We start from the raw sequence: 16910 nt of genomic DNA, 5'->3' as shown, positions 1-16910 counted from the left end.
TCCGCCCGTTTTTTTGTGGGTGATTGCTGGTGTGTGTATTGGTGTGTATAATCATCCATCACCAAGGAGAGCCCATGAAATCAACGGAATTGATTAAAGCGCTGCTTGCAGCGGGTTGTGAACTCAAGCGTCACCGGGGAGGAAGTCATCAAATTTGGTGGTCACCTGTCACCAACAAAACCTTTCCCGTTCCCCACCCCAAAAATGATTTACCTGTGGGAACTCTCAAATCCATTAGAAAAATGGCAGGGATATGATCCTGCAACTGGAGGTTGAATATGTTCTTTTCAGTCGGTCTTGAAACACCAAAAGATGACAAAACCGCTTACGGTATGGTGGTACCTGCATTTACCGCGTTTGATTACGGATGCTTCTCTGCAGCGGATACCCGTGAAGAAATCGCCCCTATGGTTCGCGAAGCCATCCTGATGACAGTAGAAGATTTGATCGAAAGCGAACGCTTTGTTGTTGACGATATTTTTGATGCAGGCCATTTGGTGTATGCCGCTAATCCCGAATATGCCGACTTCGATACCTGGTTTTTGATTGATATTGATCTCTCGGAATTCGAAGGGAAAGCGCATCGAATCAATATTTCGCTGCCTGACACCCTGATCAAACGCATTGATAATAAAGTTAAAAATCATCCGTCATATCGCGACCGCAGCCATTTTCTGGCGATGGCCGCACGTAAAGAATTGCTGACCTGACAATCTGACAGCAGGAAACCCCTCCTGCTGGCGACTCCCTTGCCACTGTGTCTATTACAAAACCAAATAGTTGCCATTAAAACTATTCATTGGTTTAATATTTCAACCAAAACGATAATCATCATCCGAATTTCCCCTGATTCTTCAATAAGATCTGTTAAATCTCATTATGAAAAAAACGACCACACATTCCCCACTCAGCCCGGCACTGATTATTCTGATGGCGGTGGCCACCGGGCTTGCCGTCGCCAGTAACTATTATCCGCAGCCGTTGCTGGAAACCATCGCCCGCGCTTTTAATCTTTCCGTCAATCAGGCCGGGTTTATTGTGACGGTGGCGCAGCTCGGTTACGCCTGTGGGTTGATGTTTATCGTGCCGCTGGGCGATATGTTTGAGCGTCGCGGTTTAATCGTGCTGATGACGCTGCTTTCCGCCGCCGGACTGCTGATCACCGCCATGGCGCCCACGCTGACCGTCATGCTGGTCGGGACGGCGCTGACAGGACTGTTCTCGGTCGTGGCGCAGATTCTGGTGCCGCTGGCCGCCACACTGGCGGAACCGGAGCGTCGCGGTAAAGTGGTCGGACTGATTATGTCTGGCTTGCTGCTGGGTATTCTGCTGGCGCGAACCGTCGCTGGTGCGCTGGCGTCGCTGGGCGGCTGGCGGACGGTGTACTGGGTTGCCAGTGCGCTGATGATCGTGATGGCGCTGGTGCTGTGGCGCAAGCTGCCGAAACATCAGCAAAAAACGGATCTGAATTATCTACAACTGCTGAAATCCATTTTTACGCTGTTCATCCACACGCCGGTGTTACGTACCCGCGCGCTGATCGGCATGTTCTGCTTCGCCAACTTCAGCATTTTGTGGACGTCGATGGCGTTCCTGCTGGCTGGCCCGGCGTATCACTATTCCGAAGGGGTAATCGGCCTGTTTGGTCTGGGGGGGGCGGCGGGGGCACTGGCGGCCACCCGTGCAGGGAATCTGGCGGATAAAGGCAAAGCGCATCTGACCACGACCGCCGGGCTGGTGCTGCTGTTACTGTCATGGGCTGCGATTGCCCTGGGACAACAGTCAGTGATTTCGCTGATTATCGGTATCATCGTTTTGGACCTTTCGGTTCAGGGCGTACACATCACTAACCAAAGTGTTATCTATAAAACGATGCCGGAAGCGCGTAACCGCCTGACGGCGGGTTACATGACGACGTACTTTATCGGGGGTGCGGCAGGTTCACTGGTGTCGGCTTCAGCCTATCAGGCGGCAGGCTGGTACGGGGTCTCAGCAGCAGGCATCGTCATGTGTATACTGAATTTACTGGTCTGGTGGAAGGGTCATAAGTACACACTGGCCTGATAACGTACGAAACTACATCAGGCGGGAATCATCACCCCTCCTGATTAGCTTGCGAATAGTCATTTGGGAAATTTATTTGAACCAAAGGGTGTCAACAATACTTACAGTCTGGTAATGTTTACGCCATGAATTATTCGCCGGCAACCATCCGGTTTCACAATGTTTCAAATATCCATGCAAACCAATCCAGATCTCGAAGCACCTGACCCCGTCCGCGTTTCCACTTTCGCACAAGGTATTACCGATAGCCTTCCTATCGTGATTGGTTATCTGCCCATTGCTTTTGCATTCGGGCTCAGCGCGGTCAAACTAGGTTTCACTCCCGCTGAAAGTCTGCTGTTTTCCATTCTTATCTACGCTGGCGCCAGCCAGTTTGTGATCACCGCGCTGCTCAGTGCAGGAATGTCGTTGTGGGTTTCCGCCCTGACCGTGATGGCGATGGATGTCCGGCACGTGCTGTACGGCCCGTCGCTGCGCAATCGCCTGGCGGGAAAGCTCAATGGTAAAAAAACGGCGCTCTGGGCATTCGGCCTGACGGACGAAGTGTTCGCTGCCGCCACCGCCAGGCTGATCCGTGATAAACGCAGCTGGAGTGAAAACTGGATGTGCGGCATTGCGCTGTCATCGTGGCTGTCGTGGGTATCGGGCACCGCCGTGGGTGCACTGTTTGGTAATGGTCCGCTGGAAAATTTCCCGGCCGTCGAAGCCGCGCTGGGATTTATGTTACCGGCGCTGTTTCTGAGTTTCCTGCTCGCAGCTTTTAAGCGCCAGCAGAGCATAGTGTTTGTCGCCTCACTGGCCGGTGCGCTGGGCGGGCTGTTGTTCTGGTCGATCCCCGCTGCCATAGGCGGTGGTCTGGCCGCAGGGTGCCTTGCCGCCCTGCTGCAACGTCCTCAATCCCCTTCTGCCACGGAGATAACCTCAGATGAGCACTGATGTCATTCTGGTTTGTCTGCTCGTCGGCACCGTCAATTACCTGTTCCGGTATCTGCCTCTGCGCCTGGGTTCGCGGCAGAAATCGGGACTGAAAAATGGCCCGCTCTCCCGCGTGCTCGACAGCATTGGTATCGCGTCAATTTGCGCGCTGCTGGTGGTTTCAGGCACCCCTGAAATTCTGCGCGATCAACAAAAACTGCTGCCGTCACTGGCCGGTTTCGTTCTGCTCGCACTGATTTTCTGGCGTACCAAAAGCATCATTATTGCCACCCTGACCGGTGCCGTAGTGTACGGCCTGGTGTTCAAGGTGATGCTGCTGGCAAGCTGAGGACCATTTTTACCGTAAGGCAACACCCGGGCAAAGTCTGCCTGATACATTAAACATCGAATAATTCACCGGAGTTATGAATAACACTAATTGCTAAAGAATTGGTGATTCATGACATTGATATTATTAATTACCATCGTTACTATGTCATTCGTAACTAATGAGGCTTCTCATATGGACAGTTCGTTCGCGCCAATTGAAAACATGTTGAATTTCCGGGCTAAAAAGCAAAAAGATTTCCCTTATCAGGAAATTCTGCTGACCCGCCTGTGTATGCACATGCAAAGTAAATTGCTTGAAAACCGTAATAAGATGCTGAAAGCACAAGGAATTAATGAAACGCTGTTTATGGCGTTACTCACCCTTGATGCGCAGGAAAGTCACAGCATTCAGCCTTCGGAGCTAAGCTCTGCGCTAGGTTCATCCCGTACCAACGCCACCCGTATTGCGGATGAGTTGGAAAAACGCGGATGGATCGAACGCCGTGAAAGCGATAACGACCGCCGGTGTCTGCATTTGCACCTGACGGCTGACGGTGAAGCCTTTATTCAGAAGTTACTGCCGCCTCAACATAAGAGCCTGCATTTTCTCTGGTCGACATTAGACGCAGATGAACAGAAGCAGTTAGAAACCCTGACGCGCAAACTGTTAACTCGCCTTGATCAGATGGATGCGACAGCACCACAACAATTCTAGATTTCTGTTCAGGTAAACCACACATGTCACTCCAAGCTCGCTGGAGGCTTACGCCGCTGTTTGCCGTTTTGACGTTGGCCGGCTGCGCCTCCAGTAATAATATTGCTCCTCAGTCGTCGCTGCTGGATACGCAACAGCTTCATCTGCAGCAGGAAAAAGTCAGTTCCCTGACCATCGGTCCTCAGTGGTGGCGCAGTCTTAATGACCCGCAACTCGATAATCTGATGACTACGACGTTGCAAAACTCGCCATCATTACGTCAGGCAGCCGCCCGCGTGCGCGAAGCGCAAAGTGTGATGGGAGAAGCTGATGCCGCCAATGGCCCTTATCTGGATTTGAACGGTTCAACGCGTCGTGAACGTGTCGCAAAAAACACGATCCCGCCGTTTTTGACCAGCTATCCCGAAGCGCCAATTTACGACAGCAGCAACAGCCTCGGGCTGAATCTGAGCTATGAGTTTGACTGGTGGGGGAAATACCGCAATCAGGTGAATGCCGCGAAAGCACAGGTGGATTCCGCCCGTGCTGAACAGGCTGAAGCCGCTCTGACGCTGACCAGTTCGGTGGCGTCAGCCTATTATCAGTTGCAGGCAGATCTTGCCTTGCAGGATGTTCTGCAACACGAAGTGGACAATAATCAGCATCTGGCTGATTTGCGTAAGGCGCAATATCAGGCAGGCGTGTACGGTGTTGAAATTCCGCAACAAACCCAGGCTCAGGCCGACAGTGCCAAACAGCAAATCATCAATCTGAAAGCGCAAACCGAACAGCTAAGACATCAGCTTTCCGCGCTGACCGGACGTGGCCCGGATGCCATGAACGGGCTGCACGCCGTGGCATTGCCGTCGCCTGACGCGCTGGCACAGAAAGGGGAACTGACGCTGGATTTACTCGGCAAACGCCCGGACATCGCTGCACAACGTGATCTGGTGGAGTCCTATTCCCAGCGGGTCAGTGCCGCGAAAAAAGAATTTTATCCAAGCCTTTCCATCAGTGCCTTCGGCGGTCTGACAACCACCAACTACGGCGGCACCAGCCCGAATCTTTTTGAAGCAGCCAGTAAAGCCTGGAATATCGCGCCAGCCATTTCGCTGCCAATTTTCCACGCCGGTGCGCTGCGCTCCAAACTGGGCGAAGAGTCCGCGTTATATGACCAGTCTGTTGAGTCGTATAACCAGACCATCCTGAACGCCATCCAGCAAACTGCGGATGCCATTACTGTCTCGAAAAGCAGCGTTGAACAATTGCAGCAGGCGTCTTCTGCCGCTAAATCGCTGGAAGAGGTGTATCGCGTTTCAGATGCAAGATACAACGCTGGCGTCATCGGACGGGATGAGCTGTTAACCAGCCAGTCAGCGCTCCTGCAACAACAGCAGGCGCAACTCACTGCCAGCAGTCAGTTGATGCAGGCAAAAATCAGTCTCATCCGTGCGCTTGGGGGTGGCTATCAGGCCCCTGCCGCGGACCAAAAATCATAATAAAAGACTCAGTGTGGAGAAGACCATGAGCGCAAATGCCGACACTCAGGCAACGCCGCAAGCTCCGAAAAATAAGAAAAAGACGCGCAAAGTCGCGATGCTCTTGTTAACCGGAATTTTCATTATTATTGCCATCGCCTACCTGTTCTACTGGCTGCTGGTATTACGTCATTTCCAGTCTACCGACGATGCTTACGTGGCCGGTAATCAGGTACAGATTATGGCGCAGGTGTCGGGCAGCGTGACCGACGTCAACTTCGACAGCACCGACTTTGTGAAAAAAGGCGACGTGCTGGTGACCCTCGATCCGACCGATGCAGAGCAGGCTTTCGAGCGCTCTAAAACGGCGCTGGCGAACAGCGTGCGTCAGACGCATCAGTTGATCATCAACGGCAAGCAATATCAGGCCAATATCGCGCTGCGTCAGACCCAGCTGCAACAGGCACAGACTGACCTTAAGCGCCGCATTGTGCTGGGTAATGTCGATGCCATTGGCCGCGAAGAACTGCAACACGCCCGTGACGCCGTCGATACCGCGAAAGCGCAATACGATGTCGCCGTTCAGCAGTACAACGCCAATCAGGCGATGATTCTGGATACGCCGGTCGATAAACAGCCGCAAGTTCTGCAGGCCGCCGCGCAGGTTCGTGACGCATGGCTTGCCCTGCAACGGACTAAAGTGCGCAGCCCTGTTGACGGTTTCGTTTCACGCCGTGCCGTACAAATCGGCCAGCAGATCAGCCCGACAACGTCCCTGATGGCCGTGGTGCCAGCGCATCACATCTGGGTTGATGCCAACTTTAAAGAAACCCAGCTGGCGAATATGCGTATTGGTCAGGTGGCAACCGTGGTCAGCGATATGTATGGCGATGACGTGAAATACCACGGCAAAGTCGTCGGTATGGACATGGGCACCGGCGGCGCGTTCTCGCTGTTACCTGCGCAAAATGCCACCGGCAACTGGATCAAAGTGGTTCAGCGTCTGCCGGTTCGTATCGAACTTAACGATCAGGAAGTGGCTGAACATCCGCTGCGTATCGGTTTATCGACACTGGTAACGGTTGATACTCAGAATCGCGATGGCCTGGTGCTGGCCGATAAAGTCCGTACCGAACCGTTGTATCAGACTTCAGCACTGACGCTGGATCTGGCACCGGTTAACGCCATTATTGCTGACGTTATACATGCCAATGCAGGCTAAAACATCCGGAGGCCTCTGTGGCAAATAAACCGCTGGTAGGCGCCCCGCTGGCCTGGATGACGGTGGCTTTGTCTATGGCCACCTTTATGCAGGTGCTGGATTCGACGATCGCCAACGTGGCGATCCCGACCATCGCCGGGAATCTGGGTGCCTCGAACTCACAGGGTACCTGGGTTATCACCTCATTCGGGGTGGCGAATGCCATCTCGATCCCGATCACCGGCTGGCTGGCAAAACGCATCGGTGAGGTCAAACTGTTCCTGTGGTCCACAGTACTGTTCGCCCTCGCTTCATGGTTGTGCGGGATGTCCAACAGTCTGGAAATGCTGATCTTCTTCCGTGTGTTGCAGGGCGTGGTGGCAGGTCCGCTGATCCCGTTATCACAAAGTCTGTTACTGAATAACTATCCACCGGCCAAGCGGAGTACCGCGCTCGCGCTCTGGTCGATGACGGTGATCGTCGCCCCGATTTGCGGGCCGATCCTCGGCGGGTATATCAGTGATAACTATCACTGGGGATGGATCTTCTTTATTAACGTGCCGATCGGTCTGGCCGTGGTGTTCCTGACGCTCAGAACGCTGAAGGGACGCGAAACCGCCACGCAGATCCGTCCGATCGACAGTGTGGGATTAGTGCTGCTGGTGCTGGGTATCGGTGCCTTGCAGGTGATGCTCGACCGGGGTAAAGAACTCGACTGGTTTAACTCGACGGAAATTATCGTGCTGGCGGTCGTGGCGGTGGTCGCGCTCTGTTTCCTTGTGGTCTGGGAACTGACCGACGACCATCCGATCGTCGACTTGTCACTGTTTAAATCGCGAAACTTTACCATCGGCGTGCTGTGTATCAGCCTGGCCTACATGCTCTACTTCGGCGCGATTGTGTTGCTGCCGCAGCTGTTGCAGGAGGTTTACGGGTATACCGCCACCTGGGCCGGTCTGGCGTCCGCGCCGGTGGGTATTTTGCCGGTACTGATGTCGCCGATTATCGGGCGTTTCGCGCACCGTCTGGATATGCGAAAGCTGGTGACCTTCAGCTTTATCATGTATGCCTACTGCTTCTTCTGGCGTGCGTATACGTTCGAACCGGGGATGGATTTTGGCGCATCCGCCTGGCCGCAGTTTATTCAGGGCTTCGCGGTGGGTTGCTTCTTCATGCCGCTGACCACCATTATTCTGTCGGGATTACCGCCGGAACGGATGGCGGCGGCATCGAGTCTGTCGAACTTTATCCGTACACTGGCGGGGTCGATTGGTACGTCAATCACCACCACGTTATGGTCGAACCGTGAATCGCTGCATCACGCCCAGTTAACGGAAAACATCACGCCGTATAATCCGGCGGCGACGCAGACTTATCAGCAGCTCGAAGGTCTCGGTATGAGCCACCAGCAGGCTTCAGGATGGATAGCGCGGGAGATCACCAATCAGGGATTAATTATCTCTGCCAACGAGATTTTCTGGTTATCCGGCGGGGCGTTCCTGGTGTTGCTGATTTTAATCTGGTTCGCCCGACCGCCATTCACCAGTGGCGGTGGCGCGGGTGGTGCGCACTGATTCAGATAAACCCTGAATGTCAGAAAGCAAAACGGACGCCTTATGCGTCCGTTTTTTATGGCTGAAACCGGGCGATTACGCCTGGTTCTGACGCCACCATTCTGCCAGCAAAATACCGGATGCCACGGAAACGTTGAGGCTTTCCACTTTACCGGTACCGCCGATAGACACGCTCAGGTCGCCCTGCTGCCATGCGCTGTCAGATAAACCATCACTTTCTTCGCCCAGCACCAGCACCATTTTGGCCGGTAACTGCGCTTTGCCCAGCGCCGTACCTTTATGGCTCGACGTGGTCACGATGGTGTATCCCGCTTTACGGAAGGTTTCCAGCACTTCAAGGAAGTTATCCGCACTGATGGCTTTAACGTGTTCTGCGCCGCCTTCAGCGGTACGGACTGCTGCGCCAGATTCCAGCTGGGCCGGATCCTGAACCATCATCCCGTTGATACCAAAATGCGCACAAGAACGCATGATACCGCCGAGGTTGTGCGGGTTACCGACGTTTTCCAGCGCCAGCACACAGTCTTTCGCCGGAGCCGTTTGCAGATACGTTTCTGCATCCAGACCCTGACGTTTTTTGATCAGGAAGCACACGCCGCCGTGGTGTTCGGTGCCGGAGGCTTTCGCCAGTTCGTCATCTTCAACCACATGGTAGGCTTTGCGGTTCGCCGCCATCCAGCGCAGCGCTTCGCGGAAACGCGGAGTCACGGACTGCACAAACCATGCACGCACAATCGCGTCCGGACGGCTGGCAAACAGTGCCTGACAGGCGTTTTCGCCATACACACGGGTTTCTTCCTGACGCTGACGACGCAGTTGTTCAGGATCGATAAAGCTTTTACCGCTGATACCGCCGTGATCCGGAACAGATTCATCTGCCGGCGGACGTGAAACTGTTTTCCACGGCGAAGAGTACGGGCCGTCGTCGTCACGCGCCGGACGACGCGGGCGATCATCACCACGGCGTGGTGCCGGTCCGCGGGAATCGCCACGGGAATCGCTGCTGCGACGCTCATTGCGGCGGGCATCGTCTGGACGGGAACCCTGGCGAGGTTTATCGCCCGGACGTCCTTTATTGTTAGAAGGACGTTTATCGTTATTGCGGTTATCGCCGTCGTCGTCACTGCGGACGTACATCACTTTGACTTTGCCGTTCTTGCCACTGAATGAATCGTTCATTTTTCTCTCCACCTACGCGCAGGGCGCGAAGATTACCTGATGTCTGTGAGCTAAGCCACAGGCTTTGGACCAAAAGCTAAAAACTATCGTAATCATTGAATAAACCACGTTGTTTACGTGACGTATCGACCCCATACTTACAACATATAAGTAACATATCAGCCGTGTTCTTTACCGCTTTTAAGGATAAAACCGGGGTTGTGGTTGATACCATTCTCACGTTAAGCAATGTAGAGGCTATTTTATGAATACGGTTTGTTCATCATGTCAGGCCACCAACCGCCTGCCTGAGGATCGTATCGACGACGGCGCAAAATGCGGCCGTTGCGGTCATGCACTTTTTGAAGGCGATGTCATTCACGCGACTGCCGCCACGCTGGACAAATACCTGCAGGATGATCTGCCGGTGGTTGTCGATTTCTGGGCACCGTGGTGTGGCCCTTGTGTTAACTTTGCGCCGATTTTTGAAGACGTTGCACAGGAACGCGCCGGTAAAATCCGCTTCATCAAGGTTAATACCGAAGCTGAACCTGAACTGAGCGCGCGGTTCCGTATCCGCAGTATTCCGACCATTATGGTGTTTAATGAAGGCAAAATGGTCGATATGTTGAGTGGAGCAATGCCTAAAGCACCGTTCAACAACTGGCTTAATGAATCATTGTAACGCATAAGCCGCTATAAAGCCCTGCTGAAGGCCCGTCACCGCACGGGCCTTTTTCTGTTCCGAACACAAGCCACTTGCCTGCCACCACCGGGCGATTAGAATAGCCGTTTTTCGCATACCGGAATGCCTATGTCAGACAATGCCGTCCTTCGCCTGCGTGAGCAGCGTTTAGCCCGATCCACCCGTCCTTTTCTTGCGCGTGGTTCACGGGCGATACGCTGTCAGACCTGCCTGTTGCCCAAACGCCACTGCATCTGCGCCACGCGCGAAATTCATCAGGCCACCAGCCGTTTTTGTCTGGTGATGTTTGACACGGAGCCGATGAAACCGAGCAATACGGGTCGCTTAATCGCGGACGTGTTGCCGGATACGCAGGCGTTTTTGTGGTCACGCACGCAAACCGATCCGGCTCTGCTGGAAGCAATTGCGGACCCGCAGCGTCAGGCTTATGTGGTGTTTCCCGCCTCTTTCGCCGAACCGCCGCGTCAGGTGTTTACCGAAGTTCCGGCGGGCAGCAAACCGCCTTTATTCATTATGCTCGACGGCACCTGGAACGAAGCGCGCAAAATGTTCCGCAAAAGCCCGTATCTGGATAATTTGCCGGTTTTCTCTCTCGATGTAAGCGCCAGCTCCGGCTATATCCTTCGGGAAGCCTCGCGCCCGGAACTGCATTGCACCGTGGAAGTGGCCGCCGCCCTGCTGGAAAAAGCCGGTGATCTCGATGCTTCAGCGGGCCTCTCACGCCACTTTACCCATTTCCGCACCCAGTATCTGGCCGGAAAACCCCATCATCCGGTGCACCAGCTCACAGCAAAGAACGAAGAAAACCTCTAGAATCATGGGAACATGATGAACCGGAGACGTTATGAGTCAGCGCGGACTGGAAGCCTTATTACGACCTGAATCTATCGCGGTCATTGGCGCGAGCAATAAACCGGGGCGGGCCGGATATCTGATGATGCGCAATCTGCTCGACAGCGGATTCAATGGCCCGGTGCTGCCGGTTACACCCGCTTATCGCGCGGTGTGCGGCGTACTGACCTGGCGGGATGTCGCCAGCCTGCCGATGTCGCCCGATCTCGCCATTCTCTGTACCCACGCTGACCGCAATCTTGCATTGCTCGAACAGCTCGGCGAACGTGGCTGCAAGACGGTCATTGTGCTTTCCTCACAGCCACAACAATTCGTTGAACTCAAAACCAGCGCCCAGCGCTTTTCGATGCGCCTGCTCGGACCCAACAGCCTGGGCATTCTTGCACCGTGGCAAAAACTAAACGCCAGTTTTTCGCCGGTGCCCATCCTGCCCGGTAAGCTGGCGTTTATTTCGCAATCGGCTGCGGTCGCCAATACGATTCTGGACTGGGCGCAACAGCGTGCCGTCGGCTTTTCCTATTTCGTATCACTGGGCGACAGCCTGGATATTGATGTCGATGACCTGCTCGATTTCCTCGCCCGCGACAGTAAAACCAGCGCTATTTTGCTCTATCTCGAACACATCAGCGATGCACGGCGCTTTCTTTCTGCCTCCCGCAGTGCCTCACGCAATAAACCGATTCTGGTGATCAAAAGTGGTCGCAGCGGACAGGCGCAGCAATTACTCAACAGCCCGCTTAGCCTCGACGCCGCCTATAATGCGGCTATTCAGCGCGCCGGTTTACTGCGCGTGCAGGATACGCACGAGCTGTTTTCCGCCGTTGAAACGCTGAGCCATATGCGCCCGTTACGCGGTGAGCGTTTGTTTATCATCAGTAACGGTGCCGCTCCTGCCGCGATGGCGCTGGATCAGTTGCTTTCGCGTAACGGCAAACTGGCGAAACTGAGCGATGAAACCTGCCAAAAACTGAGTGCCATTCTGCCTGACAATATTGCCGTCTCGAATCCGCTGGATTTGCATGATGACGCCACACCGCAGCTGTATCAGGCTGTGATGACCACCCTGCTGGACAGCACTGATTACGATGCGCTGCTGGTGATCCACGCCCCCAGCGCCGTCGCACACGGTACGGTGACCGCCAGCCATCTGATCGATGCTGTGCATAAGCATTCGCGTGGCAAATACATCACGCTGCTAACCAACTGGTGCGGCGAGTTTTCCTCGCAGGAAGCCCGCAAGTTATTCACCGAAGCCGGGATCCCGACTTACCGGACACCGGAAGGAACGGTGACGGCGTTTATGCATATGGTGGAATATCGCCGGAACCAAAAGCAGCTGAAAGAAACACCGGCACTTCCGGCCGACCTCGAGCAGAACACTGATCAGGCGCATCAGTTGATCGCCCGCACACTGGCGGAAGGCACGACACAGCTGGATACACATGAGGTACGCCCGATTTTGCAGGCGTACGGCATGAATGTGCTGCCGACGTGGATTGCCAGCGACAGCGCAGAAGCGGTGAATATCGCCAGCCAGGTGGGTTATCCGGTGGCGCTGAAATTGCGCTCCCCTGACATCCCGCATAATTCTGAAGTACAGGGCGTGATGTTATATCTGCGTACCGCCAGCGAAGTCGCGCAGGCGGCGAATGCCATTTTTGACCGTGCCAGACAGGCGTTTCCGCAAGCGAGAATTCTGGGGCTGCTGGTGCAAACCATGGCCAACCGGCCAGGCTCACAAGAATTGCGCGTGGTGGTCGAACAGGATCCGGTATTCGGCCCGCTGATCATGCTGGCCGAAGGCGGTACCGACTGGCGACCTGAAAGACAGGCGGCGATTTCCCTGCCGCCGCTGAACATGACGCTTGCACGTTATCAGGTAGTTCAGGCGCTGAAGAGTGGAAAAATTCGTGGCCGCCATGCCCTGCATCCTCTTGATATACCGGCGCTGAGTCAGTTGCTGGTGAATGTGTCGAACCTGATTATCGACTGCCCGGAGATCGAACGGCTGGATATCCATCCTCTGCTGATTTCCGGCAGTGAGCTCAGCCTGCTGGATGTGTCCATGCAGCTTTGTGCACAGGGAGCAGAGGCACCGTCACGACTGGCGATTCGCCCTTATCCGCGCGAGTTGGAAGAGCGCGTTATACTGAAAGACGGATCACCGGCATTGTTCCGGCCAATCCTTCCGGAAGATGAGCCGCTGCTTAAAGCATTTATCCTGAAAGTCACTAAGGAAGACCTGTATTACCGCTACTTCAGTGAGATCAATGAGTTCACCCATGAAGATTTAGCGAACATGACACAGATCGACTACGACCGTGAAATGGCGTTCGTCGCCATTCGTACTGTGAATGATGAAAGTGAAATTATTGGCGTCACCCGGGCGGTCTCGGATCCGGATAATATTGATGCTGAATTCTCGGTACTGGTGCGGTCGGATCTGAAAGGTCTGGGGCTCGGAAGGCGGCTGCTTGATAAGATGATCCATTACGCGGCAGAGCACGGCCTGCAACGTCTGACCGGCATTACGATGCCCAATAACCGTGGCATGATCACGCTGGCCAGAAAACTCGAATTCGACGTCGATATTCAGATCCAGGACGGCATTGTGAACCTCTCACTGGCACTGGAAAAGACCCGGATTTCGCAGCAGAAAGCCGCGAGCCTGCGCCATGAACAGGCAAAAGATGCGCACATGGGGCAGGACTAATGGTATTATCGACCGATTGTGCGGTTACCACTGTCTGCTTGTGCCGCTAAAGCCATTACATGAAGAGAGAAGAAGCGCACTGTGATGTTGTCAAAATTTAAACGTAATAAACATCAACAACACCTTGCTCAGTTGCCCAAACTCCCCCAAACGGTTGATGCTGTAAAAACACTCTACTGCCCTGCAGATTTCCGTAAGACGCTGCTCGAAGCCATTGCCAACGCCACCCAACGGATTTATCTGGTCGCGCTCTATTTAGAGAACGATGATGGCGGTCGTGATGTATTGTCGGCGCTATATGCCGCCAAGCAGCAACGTCCTGAACTGGAGATTTGTGTGCTGGTTGACTGGCACCGCGCGCAGCGTGGTCGCATTGGCGCGGCAGCGTCAAACACCAATGCTGACTGGTATTGTCGCATGGCAAAAGAGCATCCTGAGCTTTCCGTGCCGGTGTATGGCGTTCCGGTCAATACCCGTGAAGCGTTAGGTGTTTTGCATCTCAAAGGCTTTGTTATTGACGATCAGGTGATCTACAGCGGCGCGAGCCTCAATGATGTTTATCTGCATCGTCATGAAAAATACCGCTACGATCGCTATCAGTTACTGTCCAACGCCCCGCTGGCAGATGCCATGATCGACTTTATGAAGAAGTCGATCCTGACAGCCGCAGCGGTACAGCGTCTTGATCGTGAAGATCGCCCGAAAAGCATTGAGATTAAAAACGAAACGCGTCAGTTCCGTCAGAATCTGCGCAGCAGCGGTTATCATTTCAAAGACAGCGCAGGGAATGATGAGCTGGCAGTGACCCCTATCGTCGGTCTGGGCAAACAAAATGAGCTTAACCGAACTATCCATCATCTCATGGCCAGTACGGAACATAAGCTGACGTTGTGTACGCCTTATTTCAATATGCCTGCCATGCTGGCACGTAATATTATTCATCTGCTGCGTCGTGGTAAGCAGGTTGAAATTATCGTGGGTGACAAAACCGCAAACGATTTTTATATTCCGCAGGATCAGCCATTCAAAATCATCGGTGCCTTACCGTATTTGTATGAAATTAATCTGCGTCGTTTCCTGAGCCGTTTACAACGCTTCGTGGACAGCGGACAGTTGATTGTCCGCCTGTGGAAAGACGGTGATAACAGCTATCACCTGAAGGGAATGTGGGTGGATGACCGCTGGCAACTTATTACCGGTAATAACCTGAATCCTCGCGCCTGGCGTCTGGATTTGGAGAATGCCATTTTGATCCATGATCCGCATAAAGAGCTGGCGATCGCGCGACACAAAGAACTGGAAGAAATACGCCAGCACACGCAGGTTGTCTCGCATTATATGGAGCTGGAAAGTATTCCTAATTACCCGGTGAAAGTCCGTAAGCTTATCCGCCGTCTGCGCCGGATACGTATCGACAGATTAATCAGCCGGATTCTGTAATTGGCTATACTGAAAGCCTGATCATCGTGATCGGGCTTTTTTGTATTTGGAATTCCACTTTGTGATGCAAAAATTCTCCTGGCTCTCAGGCTTCCTGTCATTATGCTTATAGCAGGCGCAGCTGCTGGCTACAGCGCTTACCATCTTATCCATTATTAAAAGTGCATCCCTGCACTCTCTCCGTAAGAATTACAGCTGTATTTCCTTTCCTTTGCGGTGCAATTTCATCGATACCACCAAAGCGATCAAACACATTACGCAGACATACCAGAAAAATACTTCCTCTATATTCCAGGATTTAAAGGTCAGGGCGACATATTCTGCCGAACCACCAAACACAGCATTTGCAACCGCATAAGATAATCCGACACCCAATGCCCTCACTTCCGGCGGGAACATTTCCGCCTTTAATAATCCGCTGATTGATGTGTAAAAACTGACAATCAGCAGTGCCAAAACAATAAGTCCGAAGGCGATATAAGGACTGGTAACGGTTTGCAGAATATACAAAATCGGGATGGTGAAAACAGTCGCCAGGCCGCTGAATATCAACATAGAACTGCGTCGACCTATTTTATCCGAGAGCCCGCCAATAATAGGCTGCAAACACATAAAGACAAACAGGGCGACGGTCATTAAGGCACTCGCTGTTTTGGTATCCATCCCGGCAGTATTCACCAGATATTTTTGCATATAAGTGGTGAAGGTATAGAAGGTCAGGGATCCTGCCGCCGTGAACCCTAATACCATCATAAATGCCTTTTTATGCTTCCATAAACCCGAGAGGGTACCAGCATCTTTATGCTCACGAGTTTGTTTATCTGATGTTTCGTTCAGTGAACGCCGCAGGAACAACGCCACGACAGCAAGCACAGCGCCTAAGGCAAAGGGGATCCGCCACGCCCAGGATTTAAGCTCATCATTGGAGAATATCTGCTGCAGTATAACCAGAACCAGAAGTGCTAATAGTTGCCCACCGATCAAGGTCACATACTGAAATGAAGCATAAAAACCGCGACGTCCTTTAATCGCAACTTCACTCATATAAGTTGCGCTTGTTCCGTATTCCCCACCAACAGAAAGCCCCTGGAATAGACGGGCGACCAGTAATAAGACCGGTGCCCAGCTGCCTATCGTCGCGTAGGTTGGCAAACAGGCGATCACCAGCGAACCGCAGCACATCATGCAGACCGAGATCATCATTGAGTTTTTGCGCCCATGTTTATCGGCGATATAACCAAATAACCATCCTCCAATAGGGCGCATAAAGAATCCTGCGGCAAAAACGCCTGCAGTTTGTAATAACTGGGTTGTACTGTTTCCGCTGGGGAAAAATGAAGAAGCAAAATAGAGCGAACAAAAGGAATAGACGTAGAAGTCAAACCATTCGACCAGATTTCCCGAAGATGCCCCCACAATCGCAAAAATACGTTTCTTCTTATCTTGCTGATCATGATTCTCAGATTGAGATCCCAGAGTATCCTTCATATTATTTTCTCCCAATAGTTCCTGCTATAAGCGTGGTTATGACTATTTTTTATCGATAGGAAATATTGAGTTAAGCAACGAATGGATAAGGAAGAGAGGAAAGTTGACGAGTTACCTGCGTTTGCGTTGTTTTTTGTGATGCAGCGCGTGGTTAAAGGTAACTTTTAGTTAAATTCCGCATAGCAAAAAGCCCCGTACTTTCGTACGGGGCTTTCCACTTATTTGATGCCTGGCAGTTCCCTACTCTCGCATGGGGAGACCCCACACTACCATCGGCGCTACGGCGTTTCACTTCTG

General features: G+C 53.0%; 15 protein-coding genes. 13 read left to right on the top strand and 2 right to left on the bottom strand.

Annotation, left to right across the window (positions count from 1 at the left end; genetic code table 11):
• Nucleotides 1–74 precede the first annotated feature (74 nt).
• The 9 genes from HGO41_RS18445 (at nt 75) to emrB (ending at nt 8256) form a co-directional block, all read left to right on the top strand.
• The gene (locus HGO41_RS18445; protein WP_013574084.1) at nt 75–257 is read left to right on the top strand and encodes a type II toxin-antitoxin system HicA family toxin; all 183 of its coding nucleotides are present in this window, start codon (nt 75–77) and stop codon (nt 255–257) included.
• Nucleotides 258–278: 21 nt separating this feature from the next.
• Nucleotides 279–710 (top strand): type II toxin-antitoxin system HicB family antitoxin, encoded by a 432-nt coding sequence (locus HGO41_RS18440; protein ID WP_013574083.1) that lies wholly within the window; start codon nt 279–281, stop codon nt 708–710.
• Between the two features lie 169 nt (nt 711–879).
• Nucleotides 880–2064, top strand: coding sequence for an MFS transporter (locus HGO41_RS18435; protein ID WP_250981290.1), 1185 nt, complete (start codon nt 880–882; stop codon nt 2062–2064).
• A 174-nt stretch (nt 2065–2238) separates the two neighbouring features.
• Nucleotides 2239–3000 carry an AzlC family ABC transporter permease gene (locus HGO41_RS18430; protein ID WP_126124630.1) on the top strand — a complete coding sequence of 254 codons (762 nt, stop codon included), beginning with the start codon at nt 2239–2241 and terminating at the stop codon, nt 2998–3000.
• Nucleotides 2990–3328, top strand: a complete 339-nt coding sequence (gene ygaH / locus HGO41_RS18425; protein ID WP_013574080.1) for an L-valine transporter subunit YgaH — start codon at nt 2990–2992, stop codon at nt 3326–3328. Before HGO41_RS18430 ends, ygaH begins: the two co-directional genes overlap by 11 nt.
• A gap of 174 nt (nt 3329–3502) precedes the next feature.
• On the top strand, nt 3503–4024 hold the full coding sequence (gene mprA, locus HGO41_RS18420) for a transcriptional repressor MprA (protein WP_013574079.1): 522 nt from the start codon (nt 3503–3505) through the stop codon (nt 4022–4024).
• Between the two features lie 23 nt (nt 4025–4047).
• Nucleotides 4048–5502, top strand: coding sequence for an efflux transporter outer membrane subunit (locus HGO41_RS18415; RefSeq protein ID WP_250981289.1), 1455 nt, complete (start codon nt 4048–4050; stop codon nt 5500–5502).
• 25 nt (nt 5503–5527) lie between these two features.
• The gene (gene emrA / locus HGO41_RS18410; RefSeq protein WP_013574077.1) at nt 5528–6703 is read left to right on the top strand and encodes a multidrug efflux MFS transporter periplasmic adaptor subunit EmrA; all 1176 of its coding nucleotides are present in this window, start codon (nt 5528–5530) and stop codon (nt 6701–6703) included.
• A 17-nt stretch (nt 6704–6720) separates the two neighbouring features.
• Complete coding sequence (gene emrB, locus HGO41_RS18405) at nt 6721–8256, top strand: multidrug efflux MFS transporter permease subunit EmrB (protein ID WP_015689403.1); 1536 nt, start codon at nt 6721–6723, stop codon at nt 8254–8256.
• A gap of 75 nt (nt 8257–8331) precedes the next feature.
• Here emrB and HGO41_RS18400 read toward each other — a convergent pair whose 3' ends face one another.
• Nucleotides 8332–9435, bottom strand: coding sequence for a tRNA/rRNA methyltransferase (locus HGO41_RS18400; protein WP_013574075.1), 1104 nt, complete (start codon nt 9433–9435; stop codon nt 8332–8334).
• A gap of 244 nt (nt 9436–9679) precedes the next feature.
• On the opposite strand from HGO41_RS18400, the gene trxC reads away from it, so the two are divergent.
• The 4 genes from trxC to pssA all read left to right on the top strand — a co-directional run bounded on the left by trxC (nt 9680) and on the right by pssA (nt 15125).
• A complete protein-coding gene (gene trxC / locus HGO41_RS18395) occupies nt 9680–10099 on the top strand; it encodes a thioredoxin TrxC (RefSeq protein WP_013574074.1) in 420 nt (139 codons plus the stop codon).
• A gap of 129 nt (nt 10100–10228) precedes the next feature.
• Complete coding sequence (locus HGO41_RS18390) at nt 10229–10933, top strand: tRNA-uridine aminocarboxypropyltransferase (protein ID WP_013574073.1); 705 nt, start codon at nt 10229–10231, stop codon at nt 10931–10933.
• Nucleotides 10934–10964: 31 nt separating this feature from the next.
• Nucleotides 10965–13685 (top strand): bifunctional acetate--CoA ligase family protein/GNAT family N-acetyltransferase, encoded by a 2721-nt coding sequence (locus HGO41_RS18385; protein ID WP_250981288.1) that lies wholly within the window; start codon nt 10965–10967, stop codon nt 13683–13685.
• A gap of 84 nt (nt 13686–13769) precedes the next feature.
• A complete protein-coding gene (gene pssA / locus HGO41_RS18375) occupies nt 13770–15125 on the top strand; it encodes a CDP-diacylglycerol--serine O-phosphatidyltransferase (protein WP_153376683.1) in 1356 nt (451 codons plus the stop codon).
• Between the two features lie 189 nt (nt 15126–15314).
• Here the strand turns inward: pssA and HGO41_RS18370 are convergent, their stop codons facing one another.
• Entirely contained in the window at nt 15315–16613 is a 1299-nt protein-coding gene (locus HGO41_RS18370; RefSeq protein WP_013574070.1) for an MFS family transporter, read from the bottom strand.
• Between the last annotated feature and the right edge of the window lie 297 nt (nt 16614–16910).

Origin of the sequence: Rahnella sp. CG8 (genome assembly GCF_023701875.1) — a bacterium.
GTDB classification, from domain to species: domain Bacteria; phylum Pseudomonadota; class Gammaproteobacteria; order Enterobacterales; family Enterobacteriaceae; genus Rahnella; species Rahnella aceris.
This window is presented reverse-complemented; position numbering and strand designations above follow the sequence as displayed.